Annotated in this window: 11 protein-coding genes and 1 pseudogene; 5 read left to right on the forward strand and 7 right to left on the reverse strand. The window is 61.7% G+C overall.

The annotated features are described in order from the left end of the window. Positions 1 to 104 precede the first annotated feature (104 nt). A complete protein-coding gene (locus AWU82_RS25650) occupies positions 105 to 875 on the forward strand; it encodes a ParA family protein (protein WP_064382864.1) in 771 nt (256 codons plus the stop codon). Positions 876 to 882: 7 nt separating this feature from the next. Here the strand turns inward: AWU82_RS25650 and trxC are convergent, their stop codons facing one another. The 5 genes from trxC to AWU82_RS29665 form a co-directional block, all read right to left on the reverse strand. Then, the gene (gene trxC / locus AWU82_RS25655; protein ID WP_011332109.1) at positions 883 to 1,317 is read right to left on the reverse strand and encodes a thioredoxin TrxC; all 435 of its coding nucleotides are present in this window, start codon (positions 1,315 to 1,317) and stop codon (positions 883 to 885) included. An 81-nt stretch (positions 1,318 to 1,398) separates the two neighbouring features. Continuing rightward, positions 1,399 to 2,862, reverse strand: a complete 1,464-nt coding sequence (gene selO, locus AWU82_RS25660; protein WP_064382865.1) for a protein adenylyltransferase SelO — start codon at positions 2,860 to 2,862, stop codon at positions 1,399 to 1,401. Positions 2,863 to 2,910: 48 nt separating this feature from the next. Beyond that, entirely contained in the window at positions 2,911 to 6,264 is a 3,354-nt protein-coding gene (mscK, locus tag AWU82_RS25665) for a mechanosensitive channel MscK (protein WP_039766495.1), read from the reverse strand. A gap of 34 nt (positions 6,265 to 6,298) precedes the next feature. Further along, positions 6,299 to 8,041, reverse strand: coding sequence for a potassium/proton antiporter (locus AWU82_RS25670; protein ID WP_011332112.1), 1,743 nt, complete (start codon positions 8,039 to 8,041; stop codon positions 6,299 to 6,301). Between the two features lie 261 nt (positions 8,042 to 8,302). Next, positions 8,303 to 9,928: a methyl-accepting chemotaxis protein gene (locus AWU82_RS29665; RefSeq protein ID WP_064382866.1), complete on the reverse strand. Its 1,626-nt coding sequence runs from the start codon at positions 9,926 to 9,928 to the stop codon at positions 8,303 to 8,305. 279 nt (positions 9,929 to 10,207) lie between these two features. On the opposite strand from AWU82_RS29665, the gene AWU82_RS25680 reads away from it, so the two are divergent. From AWU82_RS25680 to AWU82_RS29675, 4 genes and pseudogenes are all read left to right on the forward strand, one after another. Next, positions 10,208 to 10,438, forward strand: a complete 231-nt coding sequence (locus AWU82_RS25680; protein ID WP_064382867.1) for a hypothetical protein — start codon at positions 10,208 to 10,210, stop codon at positions 10,436 to 10,438. Next, on the forward strand, positions 10,435 to 10,737 hold the full coding sequence (locus tag AWU82_RS25685; RefSeq protein WP_064382868.1) for a cell division protein ZapA: 303 nt from the start codon (positions 10,435 to 10,437) through the stop codon (positions 10,735 to 10,737). The genes AWU82_RS25680 and AWU82_RS25685 overlap by 4 nt, the downstream gene beginning before the upstream one ends. Before the next feature lie 145 nt (positions 10,738 to 10,882). After that, positions 10,883 to 11,860 (forward strand): annotated as a pseudogene (locus AWU82_RS29670) (cache domain-containing protein); the annotation flags it as partial. Between the two features lie 207 nt (positions 11,861 to 12,067). After that, on the forward strand, positions 12,068 to 12,775 hold the full coding sequence (locus AWU82_RS29675) for a methyl-accepting chemotaxis protein (protein ID WP_431768100.1): 708 nt from the start codon (positions 12,068 to 12,070) through the stop codon (positions 12,773 to 12,775). Positions 12,776 to 12,899: 124 nt separating this feature from the next. On the opposite strand, the gene AWU82_RS25695 is transcribed toward AWU82_RS29675, so the two are convergent. Further along, positions 12,900 to 14,702, reverse strand: a complete 1,803-nt coding sequence (locus AWU82_RS25695) for an acyl-CoA dehydrogenase (protein ID WP_064382870.1) — start codon at positions 14,700 to 14,702, stop codon at positions 12,900 to 12,902. A 277-nt stretch (positions 14,703 to 14,979) separates the two neighbouring features. After that, positions 14,980 to 18,933, reverse strand: a complete 3,954-nt coding sequence (gene putA / locus AWU82_RS25700) for a trifunctional transcriptional regulator/proline dehydrogenase/L-glutamate gamma-semialdehyde dehydrogenase (RefSeq protein ID WP_064382871.1) — start codon at positions 18,931 to 18,933, stop codon at positions 14,980 to 14,982. Positions 18,934 to 19,170 lie beyond the last annotated feature (237 nt).

The raw sequence follows: 19,170 nt of genomic DNA on the forward strand, positions 1-19,170 counted from the left end.
TTGGGAGATTGGCGCCTGACTTTGTAGTCCGCGTCCATCGAGGTAGCGAACCGGCACCGGGCACCACTACACTCGGTCATTCTTTGATACACGGAGGTTTTGTCATGCGGCGCGTGGTGTTCAATCAGAAAGGTGGCGTGGGCAAATCCAGCATTGCCTGCAATCTGGCGGCGGTGAGCGCCAGCGAGGGTTATCGCACGCTGTTGGTCGACCTCGATGCCCAGGCCAATTCCACTCAGTATCTGACCGGGCTCACGGGTGATGACATTCCGATGGGCATTGCCGACTTCTTCAAACAGACCCTGTCTTCCGGGCCGTTCTCGAAAAAGAATCAAGCGGATATCTACGAAACGCCGTTCGACAACCTGCACATCATCACCGCCACCGCCGAGCTGGCTGACCTGCAGCCCAAGCTTGAGGCCAAGCACAAGATCAACAAGCTGCGAAAGCTGCTCGACGAGTTGTCGGAAGATTACGACCGGATCTATCTGGATACGCCGCCGGCGCTGAATTTCTATGCGGTCTCGGCCCTGATTGCCGCCGATCGGGTACTGATTCCCTTCGACTGCGACAGCTTCTCGCGTCAGGCCCTGTACGGTCTGATCGCCGAGATCGACGAGTTGAAGGAAGACCACAACGAAGGCCTGGAAGTCGAAGGCATTGTGGTCAACCAGTTCCAGGCCCGAGCCAGCCTGCCGCAGCAGATCCTCGACGAACTGATCGCCGAGGGCCTGCCGGTGCTGCCGGTCTACCTCGCCAGTTCAGTGCGCATGCGCGAATCGCATCAGGCCAGCATGCCGCTGATCCACCTCGATCCACGGCACAAGCTGACACAGCAGTTCGTCGAACTGCACAACCTGCTCGAAGACGCCTGAAGCCTTTTCAGATGCCCTGGCTGCGCAGCCAGGCCATCAACTGCGGCAACGGGAAGGCCCCGCTCTGACGGGCCACTTCCCGGCCGTTGCGCAACAGAATCAGGCTCGGAATCGAACGAATCCCCAACTGCGCCGACAACTGCTGATTGGCCTCGCTGTCCAGCTTGGCCAGACGGCACTTGCCCGCCAACTGCGCAGCTGCCTGTTCGAACACCGGCGCAAACGACTTGCACGGCCCACACCAGTCCGCCCACACGTCCACCAGCAACGGCAGATCACCCTTGATCTGACTGGCGTAATCGCCTTGCTTGAGCTCGAACGGCTTGTTCAACAGCACCTCGGACTTGCAGCGCCCGCACTTCGGGTGATCGTTGAGGCGCTCGGCGGGGATGCGGTTGAGGCCGTTGCAGGAGGGGCAGGGGATGAGGAGGGGGTCGGTCATGATCGGCTCAATGAATAAAACGGGATCGTACGACTGATCTGGAGCCGTACGGATCGATTATCAAGGTTCAGTCGTTCCCGCTTACGACGAACAACTGATCTCCAGATGCTTGCCCCACTCCGGCGGCCGTTCCGCGTAGCTCTCCATTCCAGGCTGTTCCTCGAATGGATTGCTCAGCACCGCGTGCAACCGGCGCACCTCTGAATAGTCACCCTGCTCGGCAGCATCAATCGCCTTCTGCGCCAGATAGTTGCGCAGGATGTACAGCGGATTCACCGCATGCATCCGCGCACGGCGTTGTTCCTGATCGGTCGCGCCATCGCGTGCGACGCGGGCGACGTAGCGCTCGCCCCAGGCATCGAAACCCTTGATATCGACGAAGTCATCGCGCAAGCGAGCGACGGCCTGTTCGGCTGACTCTTCGCCCAGACGACGGAAGAACAGCGTGTAATCGACGCCGCTGTTCTGCATCAGTTGCAGCAACTGCTCCAGCAGTTGCTGGTCGTCGTCCTCGGCGGTGGTGAAGCCGAAGCGGCGGCGCATCAGGTCGAGGTAGTGCGCCTGGAACAGTGGCAGGTACAGGCCGAGGGTTTCGCGCAGGGCTTCAACGCTGATGAACGGCGTCAGGGCCTGGGCCAGGGCGCTGAGGTTCCACTGGCCGACCGGCACTTGATTGCTGAAGGAGTAGCGGCCCTGGTCGTCGGAGTGGTTGCAGATGAAGTTTGCGTCGAAATCGTCGAGGAAGGCGAACGGACCGAAGTCGAAGGTGATGCCGAGGATCGACATGTTGTCGGTGTTCATCACGCCGTGGCAGAAGCCGTAGGCCTGCCACTTGGCGATCAGTTCGGCGTTGCGCTCGACGATCTCGCGGAACATCGCCAGATAGGGTTCCGGCTGTTCCAGGCATTCGGGGTAATGCATCGCCAACACGTGTTCGCCGAGCAGCTTCTGCTGTTCGGGACGCTTGGTGTAATAGAAGTATTCGAAGTGGCCGAAACGGATGTGGCTCGGCGCCAGGCGCAGTACCATCGCGGCGCGCTCCTGTTTCTCACGCCAGACGGGAGTGTCGGAGCCGATCACGCAGGCGGCGCGTGACGAAGGAATGTTCAGCGCATGCAGCGCTTCGGAGGCGAGAAACTCGCGGATCGACGAACGCAGCACCGCGCGGCCGTCGCCCATGCGCGAGAACGGTGTCTGCCCGGCGCCCTTCAGATGCAAGTCCCAGTGCTCGCCGGCCGCATTGTAAACCTCGCCCAGCAACAGTCCGCGACCGTCACCCAATTGCGGGGTGTAACCGCCGAACTGATGCCCGGAATAGACCATCGCCCGTGGTTCGGCATCGGCCCATAGCTTGTGGCCGCCGAACAGTTCGGCAAATTCCTGGGTGTCGGCCACTGCCGGGTCGAGATCCAGCAGCGCCAGGGCCGCCGGGCTGGCAACCACCAGTCGCGGATTGTCGATCGGTTCGGGCAGCACGTGGGCCGAGAACGCATCGCCCAGGCGGGCGAAGCGGTTGTCGAAGGTCAGTTCGTCGAGGGCTTTCAAGGACCGGCTCCAGCAGAATGTCCGAGCATTCTGCTGGGATTAGCCGGGTTAGTCGAGTTTGGCCGGCGGCGGTTCCTGCAACGGTTTCTGGTCGTCGCTGACCGGCACGATGGTTTTGGTTTCCGGCTCGATCGGCACCATCTTGTATTCCTGGCCGTGGAGGTTCTTCAGGTAAACCTCCATCTGGCGGAACGAGATGTTGATGTGCTGCTTCTTGAACTCGCGGTTGATGAAGCGGTTGACCTCATCGAGCACCGGGTTGCGGTCGCCGAGATCGCGCACATGCATGCGCAATTCGTGGTCGAGGGTGCTTTCGCCGAAGTTGAGGAAGTACACGTGCGGCTCGGGCTCCTTGAGCACGCGCGGGTTTTCCCGGGCGGCCTTGAGCAGCAATTCCTTGACCAGATCCAGATCGGAGCCGTAATCGACGCCCAGTTTCAGGGTCACCCGGGTGATGGTGTCGGTCAGCGACCAGTTGATCAGTTGCCCGGTGATGAACGTCTTGTTCGGGACAATGATGTCCTTGCGGTCGAAGTCGGTGATGGTCGTGGCGCGGATGCGGATCTTGCTCACCGTGCCCGACAGGTTGCCGATGGTGATGGTGTCGCCGATCCGCACCGGGCGCTCGAACAGGATCATGATGCCGGAGATAAAGTTCGCGAAGATCTCCTGCATGCCGAAGCCGAGGCCGACCGACAGTGCCGCCACCAGCCATTGCAACTTGTCCCAGCTCACGCCGAGGGTCGACAGGGTCGAGACGAAACCGACCCCGGCGATCACGTACGACAGTAGCGTGGTGGTCGCGTAGGCACTGCCCTGGGCCAGATTGAGTTTCGATAGCACAAACACTTCAAGCAGGCCCGGCAAGTTGCGGGCGAGCGCAAAGGTGATGCCGATGATGATCAGCGCGCCGAGCATGTCGCCGATGCTGATCGGCACCATGCTCATGTTGGCGCCGGTGCCGCTGGTGTATTCGTAGAGGGTGATGTTGTCGAGGTACGAGAACACGGTGATCAGGTCGGCCCAGACCCAGTACAGCGCGGCGATGAAACCGCCAAGCAGCGCCAGACGTATCAGGCGCAGAGACTGTTCGTTGACCTTCTCGATGTCCAGGGTTGGCTCTTCGATCACCGCTTCGCCGTCGCCGGCTTCTTTCGCGGCCTGACGTTTGGCCAGGGCGCGCTGGTAGGCCAGACGGCGTGCCGCGACCGCCAGACCTCGGACGAAAGTCGCTTCGATCACCAGCCAGAACATCAGCAGGTACAGGGTGTTGATCAAGCGGTCGCTGAGCTTCAGCGCGGTGTAGTAGTAGCCGAAGCACACGGCGACGAACAGCGCGATGGGCAGCAGGGTGAACATCACGCCCACAGCCTTGCGGAACAGCGAGGCGTTTTCGTGGGTCGGGCTGCTGATCAGCAGGCGGCTGAGCAGCCACGCCATCAGCGCATAGCAGGTCAGCACCACCGGCATGCCCAGTACATCGTCGGCCAGCGCCGCCGGTTGCAGTTCGGCAACCGCCACCACGGCCACCAATGCCATGACCACCAGACCGAGGCGACGCACCCAGCCTTGCAGGAATTCGACCTGCGGCTTTTCCCAGCGGAAGTGCAATTCGGCCACTCCACCCGGCGCGAGGATCCGGTAAGCGGTGTAGAACACCAGCCACGCCTGGGCCATTTGCAGCAGCGCCGCGCCCATGTTGGCGTTCTGCCCACGGGCGTCGATCTGCAACGCCAGCCCGCACAGGGCCAGGCCCAGCGCCACCGGCATCGCCAGCAGAATATTGATCAGGATCGCCTGTGGCGTATGCCACTGGCTGTCACGCTTGAAGTGACCGATGTCCTGGTGAACCTTGTTCAGGCGCGAATACAGTTGCTTGCGCCGCCACAGGAGCGCGCCGATCAGCAGCGCCAGCGGCAGGAACAACAGTGGTCGCTGGGTCAGGCCGTCGGTCAGTTCACTGAGGCTCGAGGCCAGCGGCAACGTGTCGATCTGACGCTTAAGGCGCTCCGGCACGCCGCGCATCCATTCGGTGTCCAGCGGCTTGTTGCTCGGAATCCAGAACATCTGCTCGTCAAGGGTCGCGCGCAGGCTTTGCGCGGTGCTCAGCAGTTGTTTCTGGTTTAGTTGCAGGGTGATCGATTCGTTGAGCATCGCGCTCAGTTCGCGGCTCAGCCGTTCCAGCAGATCGACACGGGTGTTGGCCAGCTCCAGCAGACTCTTGCGCAGTTGTGGCGTGACTTGTTCCGGCGGCTGGGTGGACAGCAGGTTGTCGACGTAGGTCGCCGGATTGCTCAGCTGTTCACGTTGTTGATTGATTTCGAACTGGTACAGGCGAATGTCGGCGATCTGGTCCGCCAGATCGCGGTCGACCTTGAGGCGCGGCAGCGCTTGCTTCTGCTTGTAGAGAATCTTCGACAGCAGCAGGCTGCCCTTGAGCACGTTGATCTGCTCGTCGAGGGCCGAATCGCTCTGGGTCACGCTGTCCAGTTGCTGCTTGGTCTGCAGGTTCTGCTGGGTGAGTTCGTTGAGGCGGTCAGTGCTTTTTAGCAGGTAGTCGGAGAGCTTGAGGTTGGCCGCGCTTTCCGTGGCGAGCAGGGCGCTGCTGCCAGACTTCTGTGCCTCGATCGACTGCTGCGTCACGGTTTCCTGCGACAGGGTCAGACGTTTCTGGTTGATCAGGGTTTGCAGTTCCTGGATCTCGCGATCCAGACGGTCGGACTTTTCCGAGAGCAGGTCATGCTGACTGTTGCCCAGATCCTGCAATTGGTTGTTGCCGGCCAGTTCCTGACGGCGCAGCGGGATCAGCGCATTGAGCGCCGCCAGTTCGGCGTTGAGCAGGTCGCGCTGCTCGGCGCTGACGGTCTTGCCGGCGTCCTTGCCGGTCTTGAGGATGTTATTGATCTGCTGGATGCGCGTCTGGCTGCTGGAAATCTCGGCCTGGGCACGTTCGGGACGGGTCTGGGCGGTGATGATCAGGCTGTTGGCGTCGGCCAGGGCCTTTTGCAGATCGCTTTGCTGGGTCGAGCGCTCGGTGAGCATCTGCTCCAACTGCTGGATGTTTTCCTTGGGGAAGCGCTGCGCTACCGGTACCACGGCGCTGGCCTTGAGGCGGGTCAGTTCGCGCGAATTCTCGATGGTCTGCTTCGGCGCAGTGGCCAACTGCTGCTTGAGGTCGATCAGCTTCTGCTCGTAGTCACGCCGGTTGTTGAGCTGGTTCAGCGTGTTTTGCAGGACCGTCTGCAGGGCCTTCTTGTCGGCCTCGGGCAGTTTGCTGTCGGTGAGCTTGTCCAGGCTGGCCTGCACGGCGTCGCTGGACGGTGGTTCGGCGGCTTGCAGCGGGCCGACGGAAAGACTCAGGCCCAGCAGGGCCGCGAGGAAAAAGGAGCGCAGGGTAGGCATAGAGACCGGTCAAGCAAGTGAGAGTGGACGCAGTTTAGAGGAAGAGCCCGGGGCCCGGGCGACTTCCTTCGGGGAATCTGACGCCCACTTTGCCGATCTTGTTCCCGTCCATGACCGCAACCGTCCAGTGGGTGTTGTTCCATTCCACCTGGTCGCCAACGATCGGTGCACCGCCGACTTTCTGGGCAATGAAGTGGCCCAGGGTCATGTCCGGATCGATGCCTTCGGCGGGCAGGCCGTACAGGGCGGCAACCGCTTTGAGCTGGGCATCTCCTTCGAGTACGAAGTCGCCGAAGAAGCGCAGATCGAGGCCGCGTTGCGGCGCCTGGCTGAACAGTTTTCCGAGGGCCGGCAGGTTGTGCTCATGGCCGATAACACACAGCAAATCATCGACTTCCAGCACCGTACTACCCGACGGATGGAGCAGTTGCTGACCGCGAAACAGGGCGGCGATACGGGTGCCTTCGGGCATTTTCAGTTCGCGCAGGGGCGAACCGATGCACCATTTTTCCGCGCCGAGCTTGTAGACGAACAGTTCCCACTCGCTGGTGACGTGTACTTCGAGGGCGGCGCGGGAAATCGGCGCCGGCTCCGGCGGTACCGTCACCTTGAGCAGCTTGGCCACCCACGGCAGGCTCGTGCCCTGCACCAGCAGCGACACCAGCACGATGAAGAACGCGAGGTTGAAGTACAGCTGCGCATTCGGCAGCCCGGCCATCAGCGGGAACACCGCCAGAATGATCGGCACCGCGCCGCGCAGACCGACCCAGGAAATGAACGCCTTTTCGCGGCCATGGAAGGCTTTGAACGGCAGCAGCCCGACCAGCACCGACAGCGGCCGTGCGAACAGAATCATCCACAGCGCCAGACCCAGCGCAGGCAGGGCGATCGGCAGCAAGTCATGCGGGGTGACCAGCAGGCCCAGCACCAGGAACATGCCGATCTGCGCCAGCCACGCCATGCCGTCGAGCATGTGCAGAATGCCGTGACGGCTGCGCACCGGGCGGTTGCCGATCACCAGACCGCACAGGTACACAGCAAGGAAGCCGCTGCCGTGCAGGGCGTTGGTCAGGGCGAACACCACAAGACCGCCGGCGATCACCAGAATCGGATACAGACCGGTGGCCAGGTTGATCCGGTTGACCAGTTGCAGCATCAGCCAGCCACCGCCCAGACCGATCACCCCACCGATGCCGAATTCGCGGATCAGGTGGGTCAGCAGGCTCCAGTGCAGGCCGGTCTGGCCGCTGGCGAGCATGTCGATCAGGGTTACGGTGAGGAACACCGCCATCGGGTCGTTGCTGCCGGATTCGATTTCCAGGCTGGCGGTCACCCGCTCGTTCAGGCCCTTGCCGCCGAGCAGCGAGAACACCGCGGCGGCGTCCGTGGAGCCGACGATGGCGCCGATCAGCAGGCCTTGGATCAGGTTGAGGTCAAACAGCCACGCGGCCGCCATGCCGGTGAGGCCGGTGGTGATAAGGACGCCGACCGTGGCCAGCGACAAGGCCGGCCACAAGGCCACGCGGAAACTGGACACCCGGGTGCGTAACCCACCGTCGAGCAGGATCACTGCCAGTGCGAGGTTGCCGACCAGATAGGCCGTCGGGTAGTTATCGAAAATGATGCCGCCGCCATCGACCCCGGCACTCATGCCGACCGCGAGGATGATCACCAGAATCGGGATGCCGAGACGGGAGGAAAGGGAGCTGACAAGAATGCTTGCGCCTACCAGCAACGCGCCGATCAAGAACAGGCTGTTGATGGTCGTCGCATTCAAAGGCAGTACTCCAGAAGCGGAAAGACGGGCACAAACTGACCATGCAGTCTGCGTGCCAGCGATTCTAACCTGTTGAAATGTGATGCTGTCAAAAAGCTTTTGCACCAGAGGAGGCGATCGTTCCCACGCTCCGCGTGGGAATGCCTCAATGGACGCTCTGCGTCCGCTTTTGGGACGCGGAGCGTCCCGGCTGCATTCCCACGCGGAGCGTGGGAACGATCAACCTCTCGATGTGAGAATGATCAAAAGGGGGCTTCTATCTCAGAGGCTAAACCGCCCAACCATATTGTTCAGATCCAGCGCCAATCGCGACAGCTCATTACTGGCCGCACTGGTCTGATTCGCGCCGGTCGCCGATTGCACCGACAGATCGCGGATGTTCACCAGGTTGCGATCCACTTCCCGCGCCACCTGCGCCTGCTCTTCGGCGGCGCTGGCGATCACCAGGTTGCGCTCGTTGATTTCAACGATGGCCGTGTTGATCGTGTCCAGCGACAGGCCGGCACCACGGGCGATGTTCAGGGTCGATTCGGCGCGCTCGGTGCTGTTGCGCATCGAATCCACGGCGTGTTCGGTGCCGCTCTGGATACTGCCAATCATGCGCTCGATTTCGCTGGTCGACTGCTGGGTGCGGTGCGCCAGGGCGCGAACTTCGTCGGCGACCACCGCAAATCCACGACCGGCTTCACCGGCGCGGGCCGCCTCAATTGCAGCGTTGAGCGCCAGCAGGTTGGTCTGGTCGGCCAAGCCACGGATCACGTCCAGCACCTTGCCGATGTCACGGGATTCGTTGGCCAGATCGCCGATCAGGGTCGCGGTGCTCTGCACGTCGGCGCTCATGCGTTCGATAGCACTGACGGTTTCCTGCACCAGATCGCGGCCGTCGCCAGCGGAGGTGGTGGCGTTCTTCGAAGCTTCCGAGGTGCTGACGGCGTTGCGCGCAACTTCTTCCACGGCGCTAGTCATCTCGTTGACCGCGGTGGCAGCCTGCTCGATTTCGTTGTTCTGCTGGGTCAGACCCCGGGCGCTTTCGTCGGTGACGCTGTTCAGCTCTTCGGCGGCAGAGGCCAGTTGGGTGGCCGAGCCGGAAATCCGCTGCAGGGTGTCGCGCAGCTTCGACTGCATCTTGGCCATGGCCGCCAGCAGGCGCCCGGCTTCGTCGGTGCCGTCCACTTGGATCGGTTGGGTCAGATTGCCTTCGGCGATGGTTTCCGCTGCATCCAGAGCCTTGGCGATCGGCTTGGTGATGCTGACGGTCAGCAACCAGGCGAACAGGAAGGTCAGACCGGTGGCGATCACCAGCAGGGTCACCACCAGATTGAACGACATCGAATACTGATCCGTGGCGCCCTGATTGGTCTCGGCGATCTGTTGGGTGTTGATCTCCAGCAAACGCGCGAGAGCGGTATTCACCGCTTCGGAATTGGCGAGCAAATCGGTGTTGAGCATCTGCCGCAGTTCGTCGACCTGATTGTTGCGCGACAGAGTCTTCATGCGGTCTTCGAGTTGACGGTACTGCGCCAGCAACTGCACGTACTGATCGTAAGCCGCGCGTTCCTGCGGGCCATCGATCAGCGGCTCGTAGGCGCGTTGCGCGTCGGCGATCTGCCGGTTGCGCAAATCGAACAGCTCAATGGTTTTTTGCTGGACGTCTGGCTCTCGGTTGATCAGCAACCGATACGACAGCACGCGCAGGCGCAGGGTCAACTGGGTGAATTCGTCGAGAGCCTTGATCGAAGGCACGCTGGCGGTGGCGATATCTTCGCCCGCTGCGCGGATCTTGCTCATCTGATTCAGGGCGAACACACCGAGAATCAGCATCAGGCCGCCGATCAGGGCGAAACCGGTGAACGCCCGGGGGGCGATGTTCATATTGCGAAGGGACATGGAGGCGGATACCAGGGAAGGGCCGCATCCGTGCGGGCTGAGACTGCTGTTGGGTGACTTATCGGTCATACGACTAAAGTCTTGAGGTGGTGTGCGTATTTGTCGCATGGGGCGTCGGGCGACGAAGTGCAGGAACCAGATCGGCAGATCACAGTCTCTAACACTCGCAAGAACGGTCGGCCGCCAGGAAAATCAAGGCCTTGCGCCGGTTTAACCCTGGCGTCAAAGACGACTTTTCTTTATCGTACGCGCCCTTTGAAAAAGCCCTGGAAGATCAAAATGTTGGAAGCATCCCTCAGCCAATTGGAACAGCTCGTCAGCGACCTGGTGCAACAGAACCAGACCCTGTCGGAAACCAACCAGACCCTGACCACGGAACTGGCCCAGGCCAAGGATGAAAACGAAAGCCTGCAACTGAGCCTGATGGAACAGGAAGAAAAGCACGGCGCCACCGCCGCGCGCATCCAGGCGCTGGTTGATCGCGTCAACGCAGGTCCTGTCAGCGCATGAACCACGGTACAGCAGGGGTAAAAGTCATCTCCATCCTGGGGGAGGACTATTCGATCAAGGCACCGGCCGGGGAAGAACAGACCCTGCTGGACGCTGCGTTGATGCTCAAGGCCGCACTGGCCGACACCAAGAAGAAATACCCGACCCTGATCGGCGACCGCCTGCTGGTGCTGGCGGCGATGAATCTGTGCTCGCAGCAGATTGAAATGAAGAAGCAGCACCAGCAGGAACTCGAGCGTTACCAAGAGCAAGTCAGCGCCACGGTCGAGACCATCGCCAAGACCATCAATCAGGGTTGATGGGGTTGCGCACAACCAAAGAATAAGATTGTCGATTGCGTTGTATACAATCGGCACGGCTGTTGCAGTGTTTCAGCCTCTTATTCTTTGGGGGTGCTCCATGCAGTTCTGGCGTCGCAGTATTCAATGGCAGTTGATCCTCGGCATGGGCACCGCCCTGCTGGTCAGCATTCTGATCGTGGTTGGCATTTATACCCTGGTGGTCAACCGCCTCGCCCAAAGCTATCTGGTCGAACAGGCGCTGCCGTCGAGCATCGAAGCGACGCGCAACGACATCGAACGAATCCTCGTTCAACCCCTCACCGCCGCCAAGGACATCGCCAGCAATACGATGGTCCGCGACTGGCTGGCCAATGGTGAAGATTCCGCCAGAACGGCGGGCTTCGCGCAGTATCTGGAAGGCATCCGCGCCGAACACAAGGCGTTCACTGCGCTGATCATCGGCACCGAATCCAATCACTACATCACCGAAAAAGGCCTGGATCGCACCCTCAGTCGCGACAAGCCGGCCGATGCGTGGTTTTACTCGTTTCTTGACAGTAACCAGTCGCGAACCCTGAATATCGACAACGACGGGGCCACCGGAGAGCTGGCGCTGTTCATCGACCTGAAGGTCGAGCAGGCCGGCAAAGTGGTCGGTGTCGCGGGCCTTGGGCTGAGCATGAAAGAGCTGTCGGAGCTGATTCACAACTTCAGCTTCGGCGAGCGCGGGAAGGTCTATCTCGTGCGTTCCGACGGTCTTATCCAGGTCCATCCCGAGGCACAGTTCAGCGGCAAGCGCACCTTGAGCGAGCAGATCGGTGGCTCGGCAGCACAAGCGGTCATGGGCCACAAAGTGGCCGCCAACAGCAGCTTCCAGCGCGACGGCGAAGATTTCCTCGCCTTCAGCCTGCCTTTGCGCGACCTCGGCTGGACCCTGGTGGCCGAAGTGCCACAGTCGCAGATCTACGCCGAAGCCCGTCGGGCGATGTGGATGAGCAGCGGCATCGGCCTGGTGGTGGCGCTGGTTTGCCTGGCGCTGGTGATCTGGCTGGCCCAGGGATTGGTGCGACCGATTCGTCAGGTAACAGCTGCGCTGGTAGCAATCGGTAGCGGTGGTGGAGATTTGACTCATCGGTTAGATTCCAGCCGCGCCGATGAACTGGGCGACCTCGCCAGGGGCTTCAACCGTTTCCTCGACAGCCAGCGCGGGATGATCGGCGAAGTGCTGACCACCAGCGAGCGTCTGCGCGTTGCCGTGGGCCAGGTGGCCAGGGTTGTGGACAACACTGCCGAGCGCTCCGGCCGCCAGCAGGAAATGACCGACATGGTCGCCACCGCCGTCCACGAAATGGGCCTGACCGTGCAGGAGATCGCCCAGAACGCCGGCAACGCCGCGCTCGCCTCGCAAACCGCCCGCGACGAAGCGATGCAGGCGCGAGAGGTGGTCGGCGGCTCGATTCGCCATATAGAAAGCATGTCCGATGAAATTGGCGTCGCGGCGGGCGCGGTGGGGGAGCTGGCGCATCAAGTGGCGTCGATCGATCAGGTGCTGGCGGTGATTCGCGGGGTGTCCGAGCAGACCAACCTGCTGGCGTTGAACGCTGCCATCGAGGCTGCTCGAGCCGGCGATATGGGGCGTGGTTTTGCAGTGGTAGCGGATGAAGTGCGCACCTTGGCGCGTCGGACTCAGGCGTCTACCGACGAGATTCAGCAGATGATCGGCAGCCTCAAGCAGGGTGCGGAGAATGCGGTGTCATCGATGCGAACCGGGCAGGCCGCGACGGGCACCGGAGTCGAATCGAGCCAGCGTACCGGGGCGTCTTTGACTGCGATTACCGGGCAGGTCGAGCGCATCAGCGACATGAACCATCAGGTGGCGACAGCGACCGAGGAGCAGTCGGCGGTGACCGAGGAGATCAACCGAAACGTGCAGGGTATTTCCGATCTGGCCCGGGCGACGGCGGGGGAGGTTCGGGCTTGTCGTGAGGATTGTCAGATGTTGCAGCGGTTGGCGGATGACCTGGCGCGGCAGATGGGCGGGTTCAAGTTGAGCTGAAATTGATCGTTCCCACGCTCTGCGTGGGAATGCAGCCCCAGACGCTCCGCGTCCTCTCAAGATCGTGACGCAGAGCGTCACAGGAGGCATTCCCACGCGGAGCGTGGGAACGATCATTAAGAGGTCAAAACCACGCATCCTGCATTGCCAGACACGTATCATCCCGCGCCTCCAGCAACGCCAGCTCATGCTGGCACCCCGGCACTTCCCACGTCAGGAAATAGCGCGCCGCCTGCAACTTGCCCTTATAGAAGTCGGCATCCGCCGCATTGCCCTTGGCCAACCCTTCCTCGGCGCGAATCGCCTGCTCCAGCCAGCGCCAGCCAATCACCGCATGCCCGAATACCTTCAGGTACAGCGCCGAGTTCGCCAGGCTGCTGTTGACCTTGCCCTGAGCCAGGTCGGTCAGCAGACCAATGGTCACGCTCTGTAGGCGCGCCACCAGTTTCTCCAACGGCTCACGCAGTGCGGTCAACGATTCGTGCGCTACCGCGCGCTCGGCGGTGTCGGCGATCAGTCGAATCAGCTGCTTGAGCCCGGCGCCACCGTTCTGCGCCAGTTTGCGTCCCAGCAAGTCCAGCGACTGAATGCCGTGAGTGCCTTCGTGGATCGGGTTCAGGCGGTTGTCGCGGTAGTACTGCTCCACCGGGTATTCGCGGGTGTAACCGTGGCCGCCGAGAATCTGGATCGCCAGTTCGTTGGCTTTCAGGCAGAACTCGGACGGCCAGGATTTGACGATCGGTGTCAGCAAATCCAGTAGCTCATGAGCCTGTTTGCGCTCGGCTTCGGTCTCCAGCGTGGTGGTGTCATCGAACAGCCGTGCCGCATACAGACCGAGATCAAACGCCCCTTCAACGTAGGATTTCTGGGTCAACAGCATGCGTCTGACATCGGCGTGCTGAATGATCGCCACCGGTGCCGTAGTCGGATCCTTGCTGTCCGGCACCCGGCCCTGCGGACGTTCGCGGGCGTATTCCAGCGAATACAGGTAACCGGCATAACCGAGCATCACCGCGCCCATGCCGACGCCGATGCGCGCCTCGTTCATCATCTGGAACATGTAGCTCAAACCGTGGTGCGGCTTGCCCACCAGATAACCGACACACTGACCGTTATCGCCGAAGTTCAGCGCCGTTGACGTCGTTCCGCGCCAACCCATCTTGTGGAACAGCCCGGCCAGCAACACGTCGTTGCGCTTGCCAAGGCTGCCGTCATCGTTGACCAGAAACTTGGGCACGATGAACAGCGAAATCCCCTTCACCCCGGCCGGCGCGTCCGGCAGCTTGGCCAGCACCATGTGCACGATGTTTTCCGAGAGCGGGTGATCGCCGCCGGAAATGAAGATCTTGTTGCCCTTGAGGCGATAAGTGCCGTCGGACGCAGGCTCGGCGCGGGTACGAATATCCGACAGTGACGAACCGGCGTGGGGTTCGGTCAGGGCCATGGTGCCGAAGAAACGGCCGTCAATCATTGGTTGCAGGAAGCGTTGCTTCTGTTCTTCGGTGCCGAAACTTTCGATCAGGTTGGCCGCGCCCATGGTCAGGAACGGATAGGAAGTTGAAGCCGCGTTGGCCGACTGGAAGTGGGCGAAGCAGGCCTGGGACAGCAGTGTAGGAAGTTGCATGCCGCCGGCGTCGAAACTGCGCGCCGCGTTGAGGAATCCGGCTTCGAGGAACGCATCCACCGCCGGTTTCACCTCGGGAATCAGAATTGCCTGACCGTTCTCGTAGCGCGGCTCGTTCTCGTCGCCCTTGCGGTTGTGCGGTGCGAAGTACTTCTCGGCGATGTTGCGCGCCGTGCCGATGGCGGCATCGAAGGTTTCGCGGTTGTGCTCGGCAAACCGCTCGCGCCGGGTCAGGCCCTCGGCATCGAGGACTTCGTACAGCTCGAAAGCCAGATTGCGGGAACTGAGCAGCGTCTCGGACATGTCGGCCTACCTTTTTTTGGAATGGACCGAGTCTAGGCGTGCGAATAAATGCTGAACAGGAAGATTGATAACGGTGATGGAGAGGCCAAAAAAATGGGCGCCGGTGAGGGCGCCCATTTCAGGTTGCTGTACTGATCGTTCCCACGCTCTGCGTGGGAATGCAGCCCCGGACGCTCCGCGTCCCATCGGTGCCAGGCTTGAAATCGGCAGCGTGGCTGGAACGCGGAGCGTCCCTTGAGGCGTTCCCACGCAGAGCGTGGGAACGATCGCGCGGGAGTTAACCGATGGTCATCAGACTGGCGTTGCCGCCTGCTGCCGCGGTGTTGACGCTCAACGCACGCTCGATCACCAGGCGCTCCAGAGCAATGTTGGTCTCGCCCTGGGACAGGCCCTGAACCCCGACGATGGCGCCGGCACGTTTGGCGATCTGCTGGCAGACCGCACGCAACTGGTCGGAATGGCCGTGATGCAGAACCGCATCGAACACCACGTCGTCCTTGTTCCAGTCGGAAACCAGTTTGATCCGCGCCTGAATTTCCTTCGGCAGGCGTGCGAGCAACGCCTTGCTGGTGTCGGATTCCGGCCAGACCGCCGAACCGCCCACCGCCAGTACCGCAGCGAGTTGGGTCAGCAGATCACCTTCGATGTCCGCCAGGCACAGCACGTGCTCGCGCGGCAGGATCGCGTAGCTGTTCTTTTCGCCGGTCGGGCCGGCCAGTACGCGGGTGATACCGCTTTGCGACTGCGCCGCGTACTGCACGCACAGGGTACTCAGGTCGGCGAACTTGTTGCTGTCGGCCCAGGCTTTCAGAGCGGTCAGCGGTTTGCTCATGGCGTCGCGCAGACGAACGTCCGGCGCCACGGCAGCATCAGCGCGAGCGAAGGATTGTTCGATGGCATCGGTAGGACGCGTCGACAGCAGACGGTACAGGTACAGCGGGCCACCGGCTTTCGGGCCAGTACCCGACAGGCCTTCACCACCGAATGGCTGGACGCCGACCACGGCACCCACAATGTTGCGGTTGACGTAGACGTTACCGGCGTTGACGTTGTCGATCACCTTGGCGATGGTCTCGTCGATGCGGGTGTGCACGCCGAGGGTCAGGCCGTAACCGGAGGCGTTGATCTGGGCGATCAACTGGTCGATCTCTTTACGCTTGTAGCGCACCACGTGCAGCACCGGGCCGAAGATCTCGCGTTGCAGTTCGTCGAAGCTTTCCAGCTCGATCAGGGTCGGCATGACGAAGGTGCCGCGTTTGACTTCCTCGGTATCGGCGATGGCCACCTGGTACACGTTGCGACCTTTGTCGCGCATGCCCTGGATGTGCTTCTCGATACCGGCCTTGGCTTCGGCGTCGATCACCGGGCCGATGTCCACGGACAGACGCTCCGGGTTGCCGAGACGGCTTTCAGCCATTGCACCTTTGAGCATTTCGATGACGCGATCAGCGGAATCTTCCTGCAAGCAAAGGACGCGCAGGGCCGAGCAACGCTGACCGGCGCTGTCGAAGGCCGACGACACCACGTCGATCACCACCTGTTCGGTCAGTGCCGAAGAGTCGACGATCATCGCGTTCTGGCCGCCGGTTTCGGCGATCAGCGGAATCGGACGGCCCTGGTTGTCGAGGCGACCGGCGATGTTGCGCTGCAGCAGACGCGCGACTTCGGTGGAGCCGGTGAACATCACGCCTTTGACGCGCTCATCGCCGACCAGACCGGCGCCGACGGTTTCACCGCGACCCGGCAGCAGTTGCAGCACGCCTTCCGGAATCCCGGCTTCGAGCAGCAAGCGTACGGCTTGTGCGGCCACCAGCGGAGTCTGCTCGGCCGGTTTGGCCAGCACCGGGTTACCGGCGGCCAGTGCGGCGGCAACCTGGCCGCTGAAGATCGCCAGCGGGAAGTTCCATGGGCTGATGCACACCACCGGGCCCAGTGGGCGGTGGGCGTCGTTGCTGAAATCGTTGCGTGCCTGCACCGCGTAATAACGCAGGAAATCGACGGCTTCGCGGACTTCGGCGATGGCGTTGGCGAAGGTCTTGCCGGCTTCGCGGGCCAGCAGGCCCATCAGCGGCTGGATCTCGCCTTCCATCAGGTCAGCGGCACGTTCCAGAATCGCGGCACGTTCGGCCGGCGGGGTGGCCTGCCAGATCGGTGCGGCGTTCAGGGCGCATTGGATTGCGTTGTCGACGTCTTCGACCGTGGCTTCCTGCACGTGGCCGACCACGTCACGCAGATCGGACGGGTTCAACACGGGTGCCGGCGCTTCGTTACTGGAGGCGCAACCGAGCATCGGCGCGGCTTTCCAATTGTTGTGCGCGGTGGCCAGCAGGGCGCAGGACAGCGAAGCCAGACGATGTTCGTTGGCCATGTCGATGCCGCTGGAGTTGGCGCGCTCGGAACCGTACAGATCACGCGGCAGCGGAATGCGCGGGTGCGGCAGGCCGAAACCACCTTCCACGGTTGCCATCTGCTCGATCTGTGCAACCGGATCGGCCACCAGTTCCTGAATCGAAATCGACTGGTCGGCGATGCGGTTGACGAACGAGGTGTTGGCGCCGTTTTCCAGCAGACGACGTACGAGGTACGCCAGCAGGGTTTCGTGGGTGCCGACCGGAGCGTACACACGGCACGGACGGTTCAGCTTGCCTTCGGAAACCTTGCCTACAACCTGCTCGTACAAAGGTTCGCCCATGCCGTGCAGGCACTGGAATTCGTACTGGCCCGGATAATAGTTCTGACCGGCAATGTGATAAATCGCCGACAGGGTGTGGGCGTTGTGCGTGGCGAACTGCGGGTAGATGACTTCCGGCACCGACAGCAGTTTGCGGGCGCAGGCGATGTAGGAAACGTCGGTGTACACCTTGCGGGTGTAGACCGGATAGCCTTCCAGGCCTTCGACCTGGGCGCGCTTGATTTCGCTGTCCCAGTACGCGCCTTTTACCAGACGGATCATCAGGCGATGACGGCTGCGGCGAGCCAGGTCGATCACGTAATCGATCACGTACGGGCAACGCTTCTGGTAGGCCTGGATCACGAAACCGATGCCGTTCCAGCCGGTCAGTTGCGGCTCGAAGCACAGACGCTCGAGCAGATCCAGCGACAGCTCCAGGCGGTCGGCTTCTTCGGCGTCGATGTTCAGGCCGATGTCGTATTGCTTGGCCAACAGGGTCAGCGACAGCAGGCGCGGGTACAGCTCGTCCATCACGCGCTCGTACTGGACACGGCTGTAACGCGGGTGCAGGGCCGACAGCTTGATCGAGATGCCCGGACCTTCATAAATCCCACGGCCGTGGGACGCTTTGCCGATCGAGTGAATGGCTTGTTCGTACGAGGCCAGGTACTTCTGGGCGTCGTGTTCGGTCAGCGCCGCTTCACCGAGCATGTCGTAGGAATAGCGGAAACCCTTGGCTTCGAACTTGCTCGCGTTGGCCAGGGCTTCGGCGATGGTTTCGCCGGTGACGAACTGCTCGCCCATCAGGCGCATGGCCATGTCGACGCCCTTGCGGATCATCGGCTCGCCGCTCTTGCCGATGATGCGGCTCAGGGACGAAGTCAGGCCGGCTTCGTTGTGAGTGGAGACCAGTTTGCCGGTCAGCAGCAGGCCCCAGGTTGCGGCGTTGACGAACAGCGACGGGCTGTTGCCCAGGTGCGGCTGCCAGTTGCCGGTGCTGATCTTGTCGCGGATCAGCGCATCGCGAGTGCCTTTGTCCGGGATACGCAGCAGCGCTTCGGCCAGGCACATCAGCGCCACGCCTTCCTGGGACGACAGGGAAAACTCCTGCAGCAGACCCTGAACAATGCCTGCACGACCGCCGGCACTCTTCTGGTTACGCAGTTTTTCCGCGATGGTCGCGGCGAGTTTGTTGGTGGCTTCGGCCATCGGTGCCGGCAGGCGAGCCTGCTCGATCAGCATCGGTACCACTTCCGGCTCAGGGCGACGATAAGCGGCGGTGATCGAGGCGCGCAGCACCGATTGCGGCAGGATGCTTTCAGCGAATTCGAGGAAGCATTGGTGAGCGTGATCGGTATGGACTTCGCCCGCGTCGTCGGTGTCCTTGGCGGACAAACCGTTCAGCTCGGTCAGGGTTGCACCACCCTCGAGTTTTTCCAGGTAATTGAAAATTGCCTGCTTGATCAGCCAGTGCGGTGTGCGATCAATCGAGGTTGCGGCGGCCTTCAGGCGTTCGCGGGTCGGGTCGTCAAGTTTGACCCCAAGGGTGGTGGTAGCCATATTTTTATCCTCATAGGTGCCGCAGTTGCGCGACAACAGCTGGCGGCAAGATTAGCCGCGAGCCGGAACAGGTGCAACCGGGTGCAACCCTTTTTTGTCGGAATATTCTGCAGCTCGTCAGGAAATAATTTCTGGTACGAAAGTGCTGCTCTTGCTTGGTGCTTTTGCTTCTAGAAAAGCGTTGTCACTGCGTTAAAAGGGAGCAAAAAGCGACTTCCGTAGGATAAATCCGACTGG

It is taken from the genome of Pseudomonas glycinae, from assembly GCF_001594225.2.
In the GTDB taxonomy this organism is placed as follows: Bacteria; Pseudomonadota; Gammaproteobacteria; order Pseudomonadales; family Pseudomonadaceae; genus Aquipseudomonas; species Aquipseudomonas glycinae.